Origin of the sequence: Neptunomonas sp. XY-337, assembly GCF_004959845.1 — a bacterium.
In the GTDB taxonomy this organism is placed as follows: domain Bacteria; phylum Pseudomonadota; class Gammaproteobacteria; order Pseudomonadales; family Balneatricaceae; genus Neptunomonas; species Neptunomonas marina.
On the sequence record NZ_SPLL01000006.1, the window covers coordinates 223,624 to 239,913 of the forward strand.

The following is a 16,290-nucleotide window of genomic DNA, read 5'->3' on the forward strand; positions in this document are numbered from 1 at the left end:
GGCTGCTCGATTCAATCTTGAGGAAACACCCATGAACATTGTTGGACATCTAATAAACGGCCAAATCAACACAGATGCAGCCCGTACGCAGGAGGTTTTTAACCCTGCAACTGGCCTTGCATCTAAGCAAGTGGCGTTAGCGTCAAAGCAGACGGTGGAAGAGGCGATTGCTGCTGCCGAAGCTGCATATCCGCAGTGGCGTAACACGCCGGCTATTAAGCGCGCCCGTATTATGTTCCGCTTCAAAGAGCTACTGGAGCAGAACGCTGATCGCATCTGCGAATTGATTGGTGAAGAGCACGGTAAAATCAGCCATGATGCGGCAGGTGAGTTGCAACGCGGTATCGAGAATGTTGAATATGCGTGCGGGATCCCAGAGCTGCTCAAAGGCGAATACAGCAAAAACGTGGGCCCAAACATCGACTCGTGGAGCGAGTTTCAACCACTGGGTGTGGTTGCGGGCATCACGCCATTTAACTTTCCTGCGATGGTGCCAATGTGGATGTTTCCGCTTGCTATTGCGTGCGGCAACACCTTTGTACTGAAACCATCTGAACGTGACCCATCGTCCACCCTATTTATTGCGCAGCTACTGCATGAAGCGGGTCTGCCGGAGGGAGTTCTCAATGTCGTGAATGGCGATAAAGAAGCCGTTGATGTACTGCTTACCGACGAGCGTATCAAAGCGGTGAGCTTTGTAGGTTCAACGCCGATCGCAGAATATATCTACACGACAGCTAATGCCAACGGCAAACGTTGCCAAGCGCTGGGCGGCGCGAAGAACCACGCTATCGTGATGCCAGATGCGGATATGGACAACGCGGTTAACCAACTTCTGGGCGCGGCATTCGGATCGTCTGGTGAGCGCTGTATGGCGCTGTCGGTGGCTGTTGCTGTGGGGGATGCTGCGGCTGATGCGTTGGTTGCCAAGATGCGTGATGCCATGCAGACCCTGAAAGTTGGGGCTTACAGCGATAGCAGCAATGATTTCGGTCCGGTTATTACTCGCCAACATCAACAGAAAGTGGTTGGGTATATCGATAGTGCCGAAGCGGATGGTGCATCCGTTGTTGTGGATGGCCGAGCACCACAAGTAAGCGGCTATGAAGAGGGCTTCTTTGTCGGTGCAACTCTCATCGATGGTGTGACACCAGCGATGCAGAGTTATCAGGAGGAGATCTTTGGGCCGGTGCTACAAGTGGTCCGCGTTGAGAGCATGGATGAGGCGATGCAACTGATCAATGATCATGAGTACGGTAACGGCACATGTATTTTTACACGTGATGGCGAAGCTGCACGCTACTTCTCGGATCATATTCAAGTCGGTATGGTAGGTATCAATATTCCCCTGCCGGTACCGGTGGCTTACCATAGCTTTGGCGGTTGGAAACGCTCATTGTTCGGTGATCTACACGCCTATGGGCCAGATGGTGTACGTTTCTACACGAAGCGTAAAACCATCACCCAACGCTGGCCTTCTGCGGGTGTGCGTGAAGGTGTTGAGTTCTCCATGCCAACAATGAAGTAGGCTAGCGCAGCCCACATGGCAGGCTTACAGATCTGTAGGCCTGCTTGCGCCAGTATCGATAATAAAATTAGCTCCGTAGGATCGAGTGATGAAAAAACGACTCCCGCCCTTAAATTGGCTGCGTACCTTTGAAGTCTCTGCAAGACATCTGAACTTCACCCAAGCGGCGGCCGAACTAAATATGACGCAGGCTGCGATCAGCCAGCAGATTAAGGGGCTTGAGTCTCAGTTAGGAGTTACGCTTTTCAAGCGGCTTCCGCGTGGCCTTGAACTCACCGAAGCGGGATTAGCCTATCTGCCAGTCGTGCATGAATCGATTAAGCGCCTTGCTGTGGCAACGGATGAGCTGTTTGGGCGCGGGCGTGACCGCTCGTTAACCGTACGAACAAATCTGGTGTTTTTTACCAACTGGTTAGCGCCGAGAATTGGCCGTTTCCGTGAGCAGTTTCCAAGTGTAGGGCTGCGTTTCACCAGTAATATCTGGGCTGAAGAGAGCGAAAAAGATGCTGATTTAGACATCCGCTACGGCAAGGGCAGCTGGCGTGGCTTTCGTGCCGATCGGCTCTCTTGGGATGAGCTTATACCAGTCTGTAGCCCCAGTATTGGTGACACACTGCCAAGCTCCCCCGAGGATTTAATCAACTACACCTTGCTGCATGTGATCGGCTATGAAGAGGGGTGGGGTTATTGGCTAAGTCAGACCGGCTACCCCCATATCGATTCAGACCAGAGCATCCAATTGGATACGCTGATTACCGGACTTGAGATGGCAGTTCAAGGCCATGGTATCGCGTTGGGGCGAACCTCTTTGGTGGCTGAGTTGATTGAGTCGGGCCGTTTGACCGCTCCGCTTGAAGAGCGTATTCCTGCCTCAGAAGCCTTTTATCTGGTCAGCCCTGACAAACAGTATGAACACCCTCATGCAGGCATTTTCCGTGATTGGATTTTGGAAGAAGCGGAACATACCCGAGATATTGATAGCATGTAGAGCAAAACCGCGAAGGCGTGGGAAACCCAAAGTTTCCTTCGTTGTACGTCACAGAACAGTCACATTAGTGCCATAAGATATTCAAAAATTTAGGTTAGCTAAGTGTGAGGATATCATGAAGGTTAGACGTACCCCCTTGTTTGTAAGCGTACTGGCGGCATCTTTGCTGACCGGTTGTAACAACGATAATGACAAAACGCTCACAGGCCGATTTGTCGATTCTCCTGTGCAGGGGCTGAGCTTCAGCACGCCAAGCCAATCAGGCGAAACGAATGCAAACGGTGAGTTTACCTACCAAGCTGGCGAGATGGTCACCTTCGCTATTGGTAACCTGCAATTACCCGCTGTGAAAGCTCAGCAGACGATTACACCGCTGGATCTTTTTGGTGCTAGCTCTGCGTACAACCCCGCCGTGGTGAATCTAGCGCGTCTGTTGCAAAGTTTGGATGCAGATAGTGTGGCTGAAAACGGTATCGCGCTGAGTATTCCAGATACACTACCAGCTAGCGTTAGTGATTGGCGTGATAGCGCTGCTATCGATGCCTATCTCACGGTATCCGCAAAGGATGCAGTGAGCCATTTGCAAACATCGCTCAACAGCTTAAGTGGCGATGCCGCCATGAATTTGGTGGGCCGTTATGTGCCTGCTGATCAGCAGTTAGATAAAAGCCAAGCGGAGATTGTCGGCTACCACAAAGCCAGTGAGTCTGTGTTGCTGATCAATGCAAAGGACAGCACGGTTGATATTTTAGACACCGCAACCCTTGGCTCGCAGCCGCTATTGAACCCGCTATCGACTTCTAACCTCACGTTGCGTCACCAACTGGATGTCACGGCAGATGTTGAGCAAGCGTTGTCAGGTTTCAGTGTTGGTGGCATCAATAGCCTAGCTATCAGTAACGACCTACTGGCGATTGCGGTACAAAATGACGATAAGCAAGCAGCAGGTGCTGTGGCTTTTTATGGCTTAGATCAGAACGGGACCGCGACGTTCCAGAAAGCCGTCATCGCTGGTGCTCTGCCTGATAACGTCGTGTTCTCTGCTGATGGAAAATACGCGCTAGCAGCTAACGAAGGTGAACCTTCAAGCGACTACACTAATGATCCAGAAGGCTCTGTGACGTTGATTGCGATCGACAACGGCGTTGCTGCAGATACCGCCACGCAAATCACCTTTAGCGATTTCAACCAAGGTGGCTCGCGCGCGAGTGAACTGGGTTCGATGGTACGTATCTCACATCCAAATGCGACGGTTGCTCAAGACCTAGAACCTGAGTACATCGCCGTTAGCAGTGATAGCACAAAAGCCTATGTTGCGATGCAAGAGAACAACGCGGTCGCCGTGATTGACCTTGCAACAGCCCGTGTCGATAGCATTTGGGGGCTTGGCTATAAGGATCACAGTGTAAGCGGCAACGGCTTAGATGCCAGCAACAAAGATGACGCTATTAATATCCGCACTTACAGCAACCTTTACGGTGCGTACATGCCAGATACCGTCGCAAGCTACCGTGTTGATGGGGTTAACTATCTTGTGACGGCAAACGAAGGCGACTCGCGTGAGTACATCTATGATGGCGTAACGCAAAGCGAGTGCGAGCAAGCCGGTCATACCTATGATGATGGCGACTGTATCTCGTGGATTGATGAAGCGCGCATCAAAGACTTCACGCTGGATAGCAGCGTGTTCCAAGACGCCGACATGCTGCAAGATAGTGCCGTACTGGGGCGCCTTAAAGCGATCACCACTGAAGGCCTAAACCAAGATGGCCAGAGCTACTCTAAGCTGGTGGCGTTTGGCACCCGTTCATTCTCAATCTTCAATGCCGATAGCGGCGAGCTGGTGTTTGATTCCGGTGATGACTTTGAACAAACCACAGCGGTTGTGTTGGGCGAGATGGGCTTTAATGCCAACAATGATGAGAACGGCTTCGATAACCGCTCCGACGATAAAGGTCCAGAGCCTGAAGCGCTCGCGATTGGTAAGGTCGGTAACGAAGTTTACGCATTTATCGGTTTAGAGCGTGTGGGCGGTATCATGCAGTACCGCATCACTAACCCTAAAGCGCCGGTCTTTGTGAACTACCTCACCAACCGTGATTATCAGGTAGATATCGAAAACAACGTATCAGCGGCTGGCGATTTGGCACCGGAGGGCATGAAGTTTGTTGCTGCAGAACACAGCCCAACGGGCGCGGCACTGCTGATTGTCGGTAATGAAGTATCCGGCACAGCGAGTGTTTACGAGATTAAATAACCGGCATTGTTAACCGTTTTATAAGGCGCCCAGCGAGGCGCCTTTTTTTATTGGGAGGAGTAACCAAAAGAGGAGAAAGTAGCAGCGGTTATTGTGCTGTTTATGCAGGCTTTGCTCAGTACTTTGATGGTGCAATACCGTAGTACTGCCGAAATGTGCGCACAAAGTGGCTTTGGTCGTAAAAACCCACCTCCATTGCGACTTGAGCAAGTGTGAGTGTGGCGCGTTTTAGCAGTAAGCAGGCGCGCTCTAGTCGTAAGAGTGTGAGCCAGTTGTGAGGCGTTAGGCCAACAGTACGCTCAAAGCGGCGCAGCAACTGAAAGCGGCTCAAACTGCACAAGCTGGCTAGCTGCATCAAGCTAATTTTGCTGGCTAAATTGGCCTCGCAAAACTCCCGAATCGATCGCATCTGCGTCTGGGTTAAGCCGCCAGAGACCGTAGCGGGCTTAACTGCTTTAAGCTCTGCAAACAGCGGTTCAAAAATGTTAAACCAAGCAGTCTCACTGGATAGTGTTGCCTGGCGGGTGTGCTGTAACGAGGCAAATAGTTGGTCTAGGCGGCCAGCGAGCTGTGGGTGTTCCAGCATCGCTCCTGCAAAGCTGATTTCGTTATCGCAGCCTTGTAGCTCGCACAGGTAGCTGTCGAGTAGGGTGGGCGCGATACGAAACGTGCGCATCTGGTAGGCGTCTTGTTGATACGCGCTGCCATCATGTACCTCGCCCGGTGGCATAATCGAGATTCTGCCCGGCCCCAGCAGAACCGAGCGCCCACGAAACTGCTGGCGCTGCACCCCTTTAACCACCATGCCGATATGGTAATCCAGATGATAGTGAGGCTTAAACGCAAAGTTGGCGTAGGTGCCTTCGCTGAGTATCAGGTCGGAGTTTGCATCGATATGCTGATATTGGATCTGATCTCTCATAAATTTTGAGCTAATCGGTGTTTTGATTGAGTTGTGCTGCCGCTGCTATAAATGAATCAACCTGCGCTTGCGTGGTCGCAAACGAGGTGACTAGCCGCACAATACCATCTCCCCAGCGGTCGTGATAGAACTGAAAACCCTGCTGCTGGAGTGCTGCGACCATCTTAGTCGGCATACGGCAAAAGATAATATTGGATTCGGTTGGTGCGATAAGGCTCACGCGACTCAAAGCCGACAAACCCGCTGCTAGCCTTGCCGCTATCAGGTTGGCGTGGCGCGCGTTGGTTAGCCACAGATCATCAGCCAGATAGGCGTGCATCTGCGCGGATAGGAAACGCATTTTGGAGAGCAAGTGGCCACCGCGTTTACGGCGAAACGCGATCTCTTGGGCGTAGCTTTTGTCGAAGAGTATGATCGCTTCCGCACACAAGGAACCATTTTTTGTGGCACCGAATGACAGAACATCCACCCCGGCTTTCCACGTCATCTCAGCGGGTGTGCAGCCCAGCGCCGCCAGCGCATTGGCAAAGCGTGCGCCATCCATATGTAGCTTTAGCCCTTCATTACGGCAGATCTGGCCTATCTCGTTCAGCTCGTCTAACGCATAGATACTGCCCACCTCGGTTGCTTGCGTAATGCTCACGGTGGTTGGCTCCACAGAATGAACATCGCCCCGTTTGTTGCGGGCGGCTTGGGTAAGTGCTTGCGGATCGAGCTTGCCGTGGGTACCTGCAACGGCAACAAGCTTGGCACCTGCGGTGAAAAACTCAGGTGCACCGCACTCGTCGTTGTTGATGTGGCTCTCTTGGTGGCACAAGATCGCTCCCCAAGGAGGAGTCAATGCCGCAAGGCTGATGGCGTTGGCCGCCGAACCTGTCGGCACCAGAAAGAGTTGGAGATCGCACTCAAAGATGGCTTTAAGCTGCGCTTCAACGTTTTGCGTAAGGGCATCGCCGCCATAGGGTTGCGCGTTGCCTTGGCAGGCTTGTGCCATCGCTTGCACTATTTCAGGTGCGGCAGCGGCGATGTTATCGCTGGTGAAACTAACGGTATCTTCAATACATGAGTCGTTGGATGCCATAGCAAGAGAGTTCCTGTAAGCCTGTGGGTTTGCAAGAGATGATGGCGCGTTTAGGTGATCGTGGATTGTAAAATATTGCAGCTTAGGCGCGTTTGGCCGGTTTTAACGGCGCTTACCCGAGCAGTGCTTGCAGCAGGGTCTTGATGGCGGTGAAGCGTGATGGCAGTTCTCGGTGCCGCTTGGTGATCAAAAACAGAGGCTCAACCACCGCATGGTTTGGTGAGTGGGTTGCCAGCGCGTCTTGATCTGCGAAGCTCTCAACGGCTGAGTAGGGCAGTGCCGTGAAACCCAACCCCTGCGCGACGGGTAGTAAAATCTGATGTAACTGGTTGATGTAGCCTGTGCGTGGTAGCTCATGCAGTGGCAAGTTAGCCAGCTCTGGATCGCCACACTGGTTGCAGTAGAGCGCTAGGTACTGCATCGCATCGGGGTGCTCAATCAGGCCCAGCTGGCCCAGCGCTTTTGCGATTGGCTGATCCACGGTATGAGCTTTAGGTAAGACGAGACAGAGTGTTTCGCTCCCTATCGGCTCGACCTTAAAGTGCGCCTCTTCTGGCGCCCTGGTTACGATGCCCATATCGATCAAACCTTCACGCACCTGATGCATGATGCGGGTATTGGGCGCGGCTTCCAGCTCGATGCGTAGGCCTGGATGGCGGCGCTGCTTTGCCAACATTGGCGCATAGATCCGCATGGCTACGGCACCAGAGCAGGAGAGCTTACATATGCCTTGATGCGGGTTGTCTTCGCTTAGGCTGGCGAGGAGTTCGGCCTCTTGGGCTTGCTGCTCAAGCGCATAGCGATAAACAGCTCGGCCTTGCTCAGTGATTTCGAAACGCTTGCCCTCGCGCTGGATAAGGGGGTGGCCGCAGGCCTCCTCAAGCTTACGCAGATGTTGGCTTACACCGGGCTGCGTCATAAAAAGTTGTTCCGCGGTGTGGGTGAAGTGGCCCACCTCCACAAGCGTTTGGAAGGTTTTCAACCATATTGGATTTATCATAATTTTAGGTTATCAAAATAAAAATAAATCATAATTTTATGTAATTGTATCGCAGCATTATGCTTTCACTCAATCGAAACAGATATGAATGAGGTGAACGTTATGCAGCCCTATCCACGTACTTTTTCCCACATCGGCATCTCAGTACCTGATCTTGAGAAAGCCGTTGAGTTTTACACTCAAGTGATGGGTTGGTACCTGATCATGGAACCCACTGAGATCACCGAAGATGACTCGGCGATTGGTGAGATGTGTACCGATGTATTCGGCGCAGGCTGGGAGCGTTTCCGTATTGCCCACCTATCCACCGGTGACCGGGTAGGTGTTGAGCTGTTCGAGTTTAAAAACCAAGAGAACCCAGAAGATAACTTTGAGTATTGGAAAACCGGCGTCTTCCACTTTTGTGTTCAAGACCCCAACCTTGAGGAGCTGGCCGAGAAAATCGTCGCCGCTGGCGGTAAAAAGCGGATGCCGGCACCACGCTACTATTACCCCGGCGAGAAGCCTTACCGCATGATCTATATGGAAGATCCGTTTGGCAACATCGTTGAGATCTACAGCCATAGTTACGAGCTGCACTACTCAAGTGGCGCATACACCAGCTAATTTTTAATTGAGATTCGGATACAAAAGCTACATGAAAGCAATTACTTACAGCAAAGATCGCGACCGGTTTGTTACGCAAACGTTACCTTTGCCGCCCATCAAGAGCCCATATGATGTGCGCGTAAAAGTACATGCCGTGGGGCTTAACCCCGTCGATGCGAAAATTCATCACTGGCATACCATGGTGCCAGATATGGATGATCAGTTTGTCGGCGGTTTGGATGTGGCAGGGGAGATCTGCGCTGTAGGTGATGCAGTAACCGATTGGAAAGTGGGCGACTACGTGCTGTACCACGGGGATATGCGCCGAGCGCATGGTGGCTTTGCTGAGTATTCGATCCAAGATGCCCGCACGTTAATCGCACACTCCAATGTGGCATCAACACTCGCAGCAGCAACGCCTTGTGCAGGCTGGACTGCGTATCGTGCACTCGTTGACAAGCTTCATGTCCCCCACAACAGCTTGCTTATTATGGGCGGCGCCGGTGGTGTGGGAAGCTTTGCGCTCCAGCTGGCGCGCCGGTTTGATGTGGAGACGATTATCGCCACGGGCTCAGCAGAAAGCACAATTATCTGCGCTCGCTAGGTGCGACCCACACACTGGACTACCGCACACAAAACATTCCCGAGCAGGTGATGCAAATTACAGGTCAGCAGGGTGTTGAAGCGGCACTAGATGCGGTTGGCGGTGAGAATGCCAAGCTGGCCGCGCTGAGCCTTGGCTTTGAAGGGCAGATGGTGGAGCTGGTGGACACAATCAATGCACAGCAGTATCCCGGTGCATTCCTCAAAGGGTTGAGCTTTCACCAACTGAGTTTAGGCTCTGGCCATGTTAATGGTGCCAAAGGGCGCAACAGTATCGTACGTGCGGGTATCGCGTTTTCGACGTTATTAGAGATGGGCGCAATCCGTGTACCGCAGCTTGATGTCATCGCCCTTGATGATATTGGCGATGCGTTGATGACACTACGAGAGCAGCGCACGCTGGGCAAGGTGGTTGCGCGGATCACCGGTTAATTTAGTTTGCTCGCTAAGGTTAGGCGCGGCTCTATAAAGTCGAGAAACGCAGATATGCGCCGCGATAAGCTGGTGTTGCGGTAGTACACCGCATTTACCTGCTCGCGTGTGTTGGGTGTGCTGATCTCAGGGACCGGTGTTGCGCGCTTTTTAGATGAGCTGAAGCAGATCAAAGATCTCCCTAAACTCATCGTTTGTGATAACAGAACTGAAATTTACTAGTAAAGCTATGTTCTTCTAGAGTAAGGAAAACAGTGCAAAGCCGGCTTTTGTCCAGCTAGAGAAGCCAACTCAGAGCGCCTTTGTAGAAAGCTTAGATGATAAGTTCAGGAGAGCATGCCTGATTCAGCATTGGTTCCGAAGCCTTAAAGAAGCCGAGTGGGAAATCAATCAATGGAGAGATCACTACAACCATATCAGGCCATATAGCTCGTTGTGTTATATGTCACCAGTGGTATTTAAAAACAAAGCAGCATAGGATGAAAAATCTCATCGAAGAAGTGGCTCTAAAGCTGGGAAAAGTCATTTTAATCTTGACAGCTAAGCACGTTGATCTGATTTTCTCTGGCCGCCTATTAACTTGTAATGCTTCGAAGTTCTTTTTCTAGAGTTAATAGTTGATAATCTATTTTATCAAAGAAATTATCGTTTCCTGTGCTACCCACCGGAAAGTTTATAGCCTCATAGTCAGCATTAGGTGGTAGGTTTGGCATTGGTAACCAACGGTTGGATTTAGTGTGGTAATGTATCATTCGTTCTAGATCCCTACTCACCAGTCCCTTGGAAATTTCTTCCCTTGAGCAGGCTGTCTTATAGCCATCAAAATCTGAAAAAACAACATCGAGAATATCACTTTCTTCTCTTGCCCTAAGCTCAGCTGTATAACAAAAGCCATTTGTTTCGAAATCAATTAGATTATATTTGATTGGATTATTTTCTGTGCCCTCAAACGTATCGGGAAACATTAACGATAGTAGGTTTTTTTCTTTATATGTTAAGTAGATGGGGGTTTTCTTTAAGTCTCTATAGGTTTCTTGAAAAATACTTGACTCGATCAGATCATCTAGAGGCCATACGTTGCTTTTCTTCAGTAGTTTAAGGAAAGGAGAAAACCACCTAGAGTGGTTCTGACATACTTGATGGCCAGCCCATTTCCAAGATTGATTTTCCCAATGAAGATGCCCGTCTGCAGCACTTTGTAACAAAGCTAGAGTAGTATCCTTGCACTGTAGGTCTTTCCAATTAAGTCCGTATAGTCTTAAGAGGATTCCTAAAAGGTGGGAGGATTGGCTACCTTTTTGATACTTTTTGGTTATAGTGGAAATAAGATGCTTTTGAATAGCATCGTCAGTGATTGATTCGCAAATACTAGACCATCTACCCCATAGCCGCCTTTGTGAGGGCACAACTTTATTTGTATAGGTTGGGTAAGTAGTAGGCTGCTTTTTTTCCTCGATCAGTTCACATTCTGCCTTAATTTCGGATTCTATTGCTTCCACATCGACGACATATGGATGTCCGTTTTTAAATTGAACATCAGAGAGACCGATCGTTTGTTGTTGCCATTCGTACTCTAAACGACTGGCATTTCTGTAGGGCACATGAATCCAGCAACGAAGGTGCAACTCTTTTCTTTCAACACTCAGTTGGATCATCTCATCATCTAACACAAACAAGTGGTCATTGTTCGTGACAGCAATATCAATTTGGCTTTGTCGTATTTTTCCTGGGTCAAAATGAGGCATGACCCAGATTATTCGACCGAATTTCTGATAGAAGTATTGTCTGACAGAAATCATTGGAGCCATTTCAGTAGATACTTGAACTTCGAAGGCTGTTACAAGCCCATCGAGAGAGACTTGAACATCAGGCTTTCGCCACTCCCCCTTAACCTTAATTGTTCTCTCAATATATATGGTGTCACTAGGTATACTTGAATCTAGCCTGAGGATTTCAGCTATACGGTGTTTTAAGTCATGATGGAGCTTGCTTTCAGCTGCACCTTGATATTTGAGCGCTCGTATAACTTCTATTGGGATATGAGAGTGACTTCTTTGAGGGCAGAGTTCTTGTTCCTCAGAAAGAGCCTTATGGTGACTCGGAAAATACTCGTGTTTATCTGATAGGCTTTTGGATCTGATGTAAAGTGGTTCTTTACACAAGCTGCAGCGAAGAGTGGGGGGCGCTCCTGAATTTCTTGTGTCATTTATTTCCATCCTGAGCCGTTGATATGCCTTCTGACTTAGCTCTTCAAAAAAATCAACTCCATTAATGGGGTCGTAAGTTGATCCGTTCCAATAGTCTATCAGTTGTATTTTCATTCTCTTCCTTGATACGGCGATTTATCAATACGGTCTCTGGTTACTAAGCTATTATTCGATAGTTATTTATCTTGGATGTTTTGCGTGTTATTGAGCCCTGATAAATAGGTTTATTGCAGCTTCATCCAATGCCCCAATAAGTGAAGTGGCAAGAGTAACGATAGCAGCGTTATGCTAATCGTAATAACACATAATGTCTCTTATTTACTGCGGAAAGAAGGTGGAGAGTGTCAGAAATTTGGCATTCATTATTATGTGTTTAATCACTCCTTCTTGGTTCATAAGGAAATCACTAGAGGCCGCTTCGTGCGGGTCAGAATTCGGATAGATACAATCTTCTGATGATGCTTTGGTTACTAATACCGCAGAATGCAGTGCTTAATCTCTCTCTGTAAATTTCGTAGTTCAACTCCAGCGCTCTCTGCACTGTACAAAGCGCAGTAGTTCCAGTAAAGGATAAAGGTCATGACTTTTCAGTTTTTTGGAAACTCTTCTGCGCCTTAGAGCCCATCGATGGTAGAGCGATTTTAATAAGTTGGAACTCAGTTTCGGTACTCACTACATCCGAATCGCTGCACCAGATTTTTCGCCGCTGTGGGATCAGTAACGCTCAACAAAATGTGGTTGTCCAATTCGGGTTGGTTATTACTAATCGTTACAACCGTTTCAATTTTTTCCTCTCTACCCAGTGATGTTATCACTTGTTGTAATAGCAGCTGAGTTAATCAATTTAGGCGCCACAAGCCGGCCTAAAACCGCAGACAGATTCGAGGATTTTCGATGAATACACTGTTTAGCCCCTTACAACTGGGCGCTATCGAACTGAATAATCGCATTCTTATGGCCCCGCTGACGCGTACACGTGCGGATGCAGACCATGTCCCCACTGACCTTATGACCGAGCACTATGCTCAGCGCGCATCAGCAGGTTTGCTTATCGCAGAAGCCACGATGATCGCTGAAGGCTGCTCTGCATTCTGGCGTGAGCCGGGTATCTACTCGGATGCACAAGTGGCGGCGTGGAAGCGTGTTACGGATGCGGTACACGCGAAAGGCGGCAAAATTGTTCTGCAAATTTGGCATGGCGGCCGTGCGTGTCATCCGCTGTTAAATGATGGCCGTGTGCCGGTTGCACCGAGCGCGATAGCGATTGCTAACGAAGAGGTGCACACGCCCGAAGGCAAAAAGAGCTACACCGAGCCGCGTGCGCTTTCAGATGAGGAACTGCCAGAAATTATCGCGCAGTTTAGAGCCGCTGCTGAAAACGCCAAACGAGCGGGTTTTGATGGTGTTGAGGTACATGGCGCGAATGGATATCTGCTGGATCAGTTCTTGCGTGATGGCACAAACCACCGCGAAGGTCCTTACGGCGGCCCCATTGAGAATCGTGCGCGCTTGCTACTCGAAGCGATTGAAGCGGCGGTTGATGTCTGGGGGAGTGACCGAGTTGGCGTGCGCCTATCACCACTAAATAGCTTTAACGATATGCGTGATAGCGATCCCGTTGGTTTAATCACATGGTTAGCTAAGCGCCTAAATGATTACAACCTCGCTTATGTTCACCTAATGCGTACCGACTTCTTTGGTGCTCAGCAGGGCGATGTGGTGAGCCCGATGCGCGAGCACTACCAAGGCAATCTAATCCTAAACATGGGCTACAGCCATGACGAGGCGGCCACGGCGGTTGCCAGTGGTGAAGCGGACGCCATCGCTTTTGGCGTCCCGTTTATTGCTAACCCAGATCTACCCGAGCGTTTTAAAGTGGGCGCAGAACTAGCCGAAGCAGACCCTGCAACGTTCTACACGCAAAGTGCTGAAGGCTACACGGATTACCCCACGCTGCAAGACTCAGCAACGGCATAACCTAAACGGCGGGAGTTAACTCCCGCTTTTTTTTGGAGCAAAAAAGCATGTTACATCTAGTAGCGACGATCACCGCAAAGCCCGGCCAGAAACAACAAGTGCTTGATGCCTTGTTGGATATTCGTGACGACGTATTAGCAGAAGCGGGTTGTTACCAGTATTTACCGACGATTGATATGGCAGATACGGTGGCAAGGCAAGCGGCGCAACGTATGGATACGATCACCTTGCTAGAGCAATGGGAAAGCCTTGATCACCTTGAGGGGCTCTTTCAAACGGCGCATTTAAAAGCGTTCCAACAGACGGTTGAGCCGTGGTTGGAATCGGTGAGCTTACAGCTACTGCAACCTGCGGTTGTTTAAACCTGCACGATCGCGCTGATATTGCAGCGCCTTCAGCTGCGATGCTGTTGCATCAGCGATGTATGTTAGCCAACTGGTGTTTGAAGACCGCGACGTTGGTGATCAAGCCCGGTAATAGGTATTGAAATAGCTCAACGACACGCAAAACGGATTCGCGGTTAGTATCACGCGCAGCTGCATTGATTAGGGTCTGTGTATTCAGGCCCTCATGCACTGGTAGCTCTGAGATGATGTCGAGCGCTTTGCTGTGAATATCGGTAAGGATCTGCTCATAACGCGGTGTATCGATATGGGGCTGTAGGTCCTTCCATGCTGCCGTAAAGTAACTGGGCCAACGTGCTAGCGCACGATAATCTGTGTTCACGAACGGCAGGTCCAGTGTGCTTTTTATATCTGCATAAACCTGTTGAAGGTCAGGCGTAGCATGGTGCTCCTCTATTAGGAGTAATGGTGCTAATTTTTCGGTTGGTTTGGGCATTGGGGCCGCAGATGTTGGTGATACGGGTAACTCGTGGCCCTCTAGTATTGCGCGGGTCAGTGATGCAATGAGCAGATACGGCATGTTGCCCTTCGCGAAGACCTCTATAGTGGCCATGATTTGGCCAAGCTCGCGCTCTGAGTATCCCTGTTGAATTAGCGTATCTGAAAGATCCGTTGTTGGAATCTCCTTAGCGCGTAATTCCACATACTCTTGCAGCTTAATGCAGGCTTGAGAGAACTGCTCTGTACCACACGTCTCGCGAATGCCTTGCCAAAGTACCTCGTAAAAATTGTGGTAACTGGCAAACGCCATAGTGACGACGCCCATCCAAGGCACGCCGAGTATTTGCTTGGTATCCTCATAAACACGTTTGAGATCACCTCGTGCCTCGACTTCTGGAACAATATTAAGGCTCGGTAGTGGCGTGGGTTTAAGGCGGGGTAGTGGCTTCATCTGACGCATGTGGATACTCCCAAGTCTGATCTGGAGGGCTTGGCCGTGGTAACCGAAGATTGGCCTGCAGCGCATTATTTTTATGTGGTAAACAGACGGAATACCCGCACACTAACACCGCTGTGAGCTGCGTGGCTACATGTAGGAGAGCGTTTTACCGCTTTATGCAAGGCGCAGGCTCAGTTCAGCGCCAGTAGATAACCTTTACCGCGAATGGTTTTGATGTGCCGGTAGGGGGCGGATTCATCACCAAGCTTTTTACGCAACGTCGAGATACGTAGGTCGATAGAGCGGTCGAGGCCATCGAATGGGATGCCGCGTATATCTTGGTATAGCTGCTCTCTAGGGACGATATCGCCGTGGCGCTCGTACAGATAAGCTAACAACTGGTACTCACCGCTAGTCAGGTTTAAGCGCTGGCCATCTAGGTGGGCTTCATAGGTGTGCAGGTCGACCTGTAAGCGGTTCTCCGGTGTCGCGGAGCCGTTTTGCACGCGGCGCAGCAACGCGTGTATATGGGCTAGCAAAAGGTGTGGCCGGATCGGCTTTTGGAGATAGTTATCGACGCCAAGCTGTAAAGATGCCGCGGCAACCATATCGTCGTCTTTAGCGGTTAATATCAAGATGGGGCAGTCGCTGGTTTTACGCAGTTGGCGGCTTAGTTCAAGCCCATCACGCCCCGGCAGCATAAGATCGAAAATCGCTAGATCATAGTGGCTGGTATCGAGTGCTTGGAAGGCGCTATCGCCATCCATGAAGCAGGAGACATGATAGCCCTCCTGAGTTAAGAACTCTGTCATCATTTCGGCAAGTGGCGCGTCATCCTCGACGAGCAGAATCTGTTGTGGAGTGCTCATTTAGCAGTTGCCTTACTGTTTTTCCGAAGCGGCTTACAAACCCTTACAATTGCTCACCGAAACGCAACTTATTCCCGCGCGGCTCAGCGCTATTATCTCTCTCATTCACAGGATGCAGCTTGAAGCTTGCAACACTTAACTCGAGAGGAATTACGATGAAACTGAGCAACCATATTACCTTATCCGCTAGCGCTTTTGCATTACTACTCCTAACTGGCTGCGCCAATACATCTAGCCAATATACGCCGCTGGTTGATGGCCCAAAGGATCTGCGTTTTCAGCAAGATTTGGCCGCGTGTCAGAAGTTATCGGAGCAACGCGAGTACCTTAATGGCGATACTAAAAGTGAAGCGCTGTTAGGTGCTGCGTTAGGCGCACTGGCAGGCTCTGGCGGTGATACCGGCGATATCGTGGGTGGCGCGCTTGTTGGCGCTGCGGTAGGTAGCGGTGGCCGTGCGTGGGAGACCCGTGATGAGCGCAAAAATATTGTGATCAGCTGCATGAAACAGCGTGGCCACAAAGTCGTTGGTTAGTCGGTACGCTTAAGATAGTGC

At 50.2% G+C, this 16,290-nt stretch carries 15 protein-coding genes; 9 read left to right on the plus strand and 6 right to left on the minus strand.

The window, feature by feature from the left end:
• The first annotated feature begins 31 nt into the window (after positions 1–31).
• From E4L36_RS14455 to E4L36_RS14465, 3 genes are all read left to right on the plus strand, one after another.
• Positions 32–1,528, plus strand: coding sequence for a CoA-acylating methylmalonate-semialdehyde dehydrogenase (locus tag E4L36_RS14455; protein ID WP_136681186.1), 1,497 nt, complete (start codon positions 32–34; stop codon positions 1,526–1,528).
• Positions 1,529–1,616: 88 nt separating this feature from the next.
• Positions 1,617–2,516: a transcriptional regulator GcvA gene (gcvA, locus tag E4L36_RS14460; RefSeq protein WP_136681187.1), complete on the plus strand. Its 900-nt coding sequence runs from the start codon at positions 1,617–1,619 to the stop codon at positions 2,514–2,516.
• Positions 2,517–2,631: 115 nt separating this feature from the next.
• Complete coding sequence (locus E4L36_RS14465) at positions 2,632–4,773, plus strand: choice-of-anchor I family protein (RefSeq protein ID WP_136681188.1); 2,142 nt, start codon at positions 2,632–2,634, stop codon at positions 4,771–4,773.
• A 115-nt stretch (positions 4,774–4,888) separates the two neighbouring features.
• Here E4L36_RS14465 and E4L36_RS14470 read toward each other — a convergent pair whose 3' ends face one another.
• The 3 genes from E4L36_RS14470 to E4L36_RS14480 all read right to left on the minus strand — a co-directional run bounded on the left by E4L36_RS14470 (position 4,889) and on the right by E4L36_RS14480 (position 7,776).
• Entirely contained in the window at positions 4,889–5,695 is an 807-nt protein-coding gene (locus E4L36_RS14470; protein WP_136681189.1) for an AraC family transcriptional regulator, read from the minus strand.
• 10 nt (positions 5,696–5,705) lie between these two features.
• On the minus strand, positions 5,706–6,776 hold the full coding sequence (locus E4L36_RS14475) for a low specificity L-threonine aldolase (RefSeq protein WP_136681190.1): 1,071 nt from the start codon (positions 6,774–6,776) through the stop codon (positions 5,706–5,708).
• Between the two features lie 112 nt (positions 6,777–6,888).
• Complete coding sequence (locus E4L36_RS14480) at positions 6,889–7,776, minus strand: LysR family transcriptional regulator (protein WP_136681191.1); 888 nt, start codon at positions 7,774–7,776, stop codon at positions 6,889–6,891.
• A 102-nt stretch (positions 7,777–7,878) separates the two neighbouring features.
• Here E4L36_RS14480 and E4L36_RS14485 point away from each other — a divergent pair, with 102 nt between their 5' ends.
• The 3 genes from E4L36_RS14485 to E4L36_RS17920 are packed head-to-tail and all read left to right on the plus strand — an operon-like array spanning position 7,879 to position 9,399.
• Positions 7,879–8,382: a lactoylglutathione lyase family protein gene (locus tag E4L36_RS14485; RefSeq protein WP_240770751.1), complete on the plus strand. Its 504-nt coding sequence runs from the start codon at positions 7,879–7,881 to the stop codon at positions 8,380–8,382.
• A 31-nt stretch (positions 8,383–8,413) separates the two neighbouring features.
• Positions 8,414–8,968: an alcohol dehydrogenase catalytic domain-containing protein gene (locus E4L36_RS17915; protein WP_206064572.1), complete on the plus strand. Its 555-nt coding sequence runs from the start codon at positions 8,414–8,416 to the stop codon at positions 8,966–8,968.
• Between the two features lie 14 nt (positions 8,969–8,982).
• Complete coding sequence (locus E4L36_RS17920) at positions 8,983–9,399, plus strand: zinc-binding dehydrogenase (RefSeq protein WP_240770779.1); 417 nt, start codon at positions 8,983–8,985, stop codon at positions 9,397–9,399.
• 575 nt (positions 9,400–9,974) lie between these two features.
• Here E4L36_RS17920 and E4L36_RS14505 read toward each other — a convergent pair.
• Entirely contained in the window at positions 9,975–11,720 is a 1,746-nt protein-coding gene (locus E4L36_RS14505) for a DUF6035 family protein (protein ID WP_136681194.1), read from the minus strand.
• 780 nt (positions 11,721–12,500) lie between these two features.
• On the opposite strand from E4L36_RS14505, the gene E4L36_RS14510 reads away from it, so the two are divergent.
• Together E4L36_RS14510 and E4L36_RS14515 are read left to right on the plus strand one after the other, a co-directional pair.
• Positions 12,501–13,583 carry an alkene reductase gene (locus tag E4L36_RS14510; RefSeq protein WP_136681195.1) on the plus strand — a complete coding sequence of 361 codons (1,083 nt, stop codon included), beginning with the start codon at positions 12,501–12,503 and terminating at the stop codon, positions 13,581–13,583.
• Positions 13,584–13,630: 47 nt separating this feature from the next.
• Positions 13,631–13,945 (plus strand): antibiotic biosynthesis monooxygenase, encoded by a 315-nt coding sequence (locus E4L36_RS14515; RefSeq protein ID WP_136681196.1) that lies wholly within the window; start codon positions 13,631–13,633, stop codon positions 13,943–13,945.
• Positions 13,946–13,997: 52 nt separating this feature from the next.
• Here the strand turns inward: E4L36_RS14515 and E4L36_RS14520 are convergent, their stop codons facing one another.
• Positions 13,998–14,888, minus strand: a complete 891-nt coding sequence (locus E4L36_RS14520; RefSeq protein WP_136681197.1) for a halocarboxylic acid dehydrogenase DehI family protein — start codon at positions 14,886–14,888, stop codon at positions 13,998–14,000.
• A 170-nt stretch (positions 14,889–15,058) separates the two neighbouring features.
• A complete protein-coding gene (locus E4L36_RS14525) occupies positions 15,059–15,736 on the minus strand; it encodes a response regulator transcription factor (RefSeq protein ID WP_127693833.1) in 678 nt (225 codons plus the stop codon).
• Positions 15,737–15,891: 155 nt separating this feature from the next.
• Between E4L36_RS14525 and E4L36_RS14530 the strand changes: the two genes are divergently transcribed.
• The gene (locus tag E4L36_RS14530) at positions 15,892–16,269 is read left to right on the plus strand and encodes a glycine zipper family protein (protein ID WP_127693832.1); all 378 of its coding nucleotides are present in this window, start codon (positions 15,892–15,894) and stop codon (positions 16,267–16,269) included.
• Positions 16,270–16,290: the final 21 nt, after the last annotated feature.

Excerpts from the sequence above, each read along its gene's own strand:
- E4L36_RS17915 (WP_206064572.1), top strand. The coding sequence starts at position 8,414 with ATGAAAGCAATTACTTACAGCAAAGATCGCGACCGGTTTGTTACGCAA.
- E4L36_RS14510 (WP_136681195.1), top strand. The coding sequence starts at position 12,501 with ATGAATACACTGTTTAGCCCCTTACAACTGGGCGCTATCGAACTGAAT.
- E4L36_RS14530 (WP_127693832.1), top strand. The coding sequence starts at position 15,892 with ATGAAACTGAGCAACCATATTACCTTATCCGCTAGCGCTTTTGCATTA.
- E4L36_RS14455 (WP_136681186.1), top strand. The coding sequence starts at position 32 with ATGAACATTGTTGGACATCTAATAAACGGCCAAATCAACACAGATGCA.
- E4L36_RS14505 (WP_136681194.1), bottom strand. The coding sequence starts at position 11,720 with ATGAAAATACAACTGATAGACTATTGGAACGGATCAACTTACGACCCC.
- E4L36_RS14485 (WP_240770751.1), top strand. The coding sequence starts at position 7,879 with ATGCAGCCCTATCCACGTACTTTTTCCCACATCGGCATCTCAGTACCT.
- E4L36_RS14525 (WP_127693833.1), bottom strand. The coding sequence starts at position 15,736 with ATGAGCACTCCACAACAGATTCTGCTCGTCGAGGATGACGCGCCACTT.
- E4L36_RS14480 (WP_136681191.1), bottom strand. The coding sequence starts at position 7,776 with ATGATAAATCCAATATGGTTGAAAACCTTCCAAACGCTTGTGGAGGTG.
- gcvA (WP_136681187.1), top strand. The coding sequence starts at position 1,617 with ATGAAAAAACGACTCCCGCCCTTAAATTGGCTGCGTACCTTTGAAGTC.
- E4L36_RS14475 (WP_136681190.1), bottom strand. The coding sequence starts at position 6,776 with ATGGCATCCAACGACTCATGTATTGAAGATACCGTTAGTTTCACCAGC.
- E4L36_RS14520 (WP_136681197.1), bottom strand. The coding sequence starts at position 14,888 with ATGCGTCAGATGAAGCCACTACCCCGCCTTAAACCCACGCCACTACCG.
- E4L36_RS14470 (WP_136681189.1), bottom strand. The coding sequence starts at position 5,695 with ATGAGAGATCAGATCCAATATCAGCATATCGATGCAAACTCCGACCTG.
- E4L36_RS14465 (WP_136681188.1), top strand. The coding sequence starts at position 2,632 with ATGAAGGTTAGACGTACCCCCTTGTTTGTAAGCGTACTGGCGGCATCT.
- E4L36_RS14515 (WP_136681196.1), top strand. The coding sequence starts at position 13,631 with ATGTTACATCTAGTAGCGACGATCACCGCAAAGCCCGGCCAGAAACAA.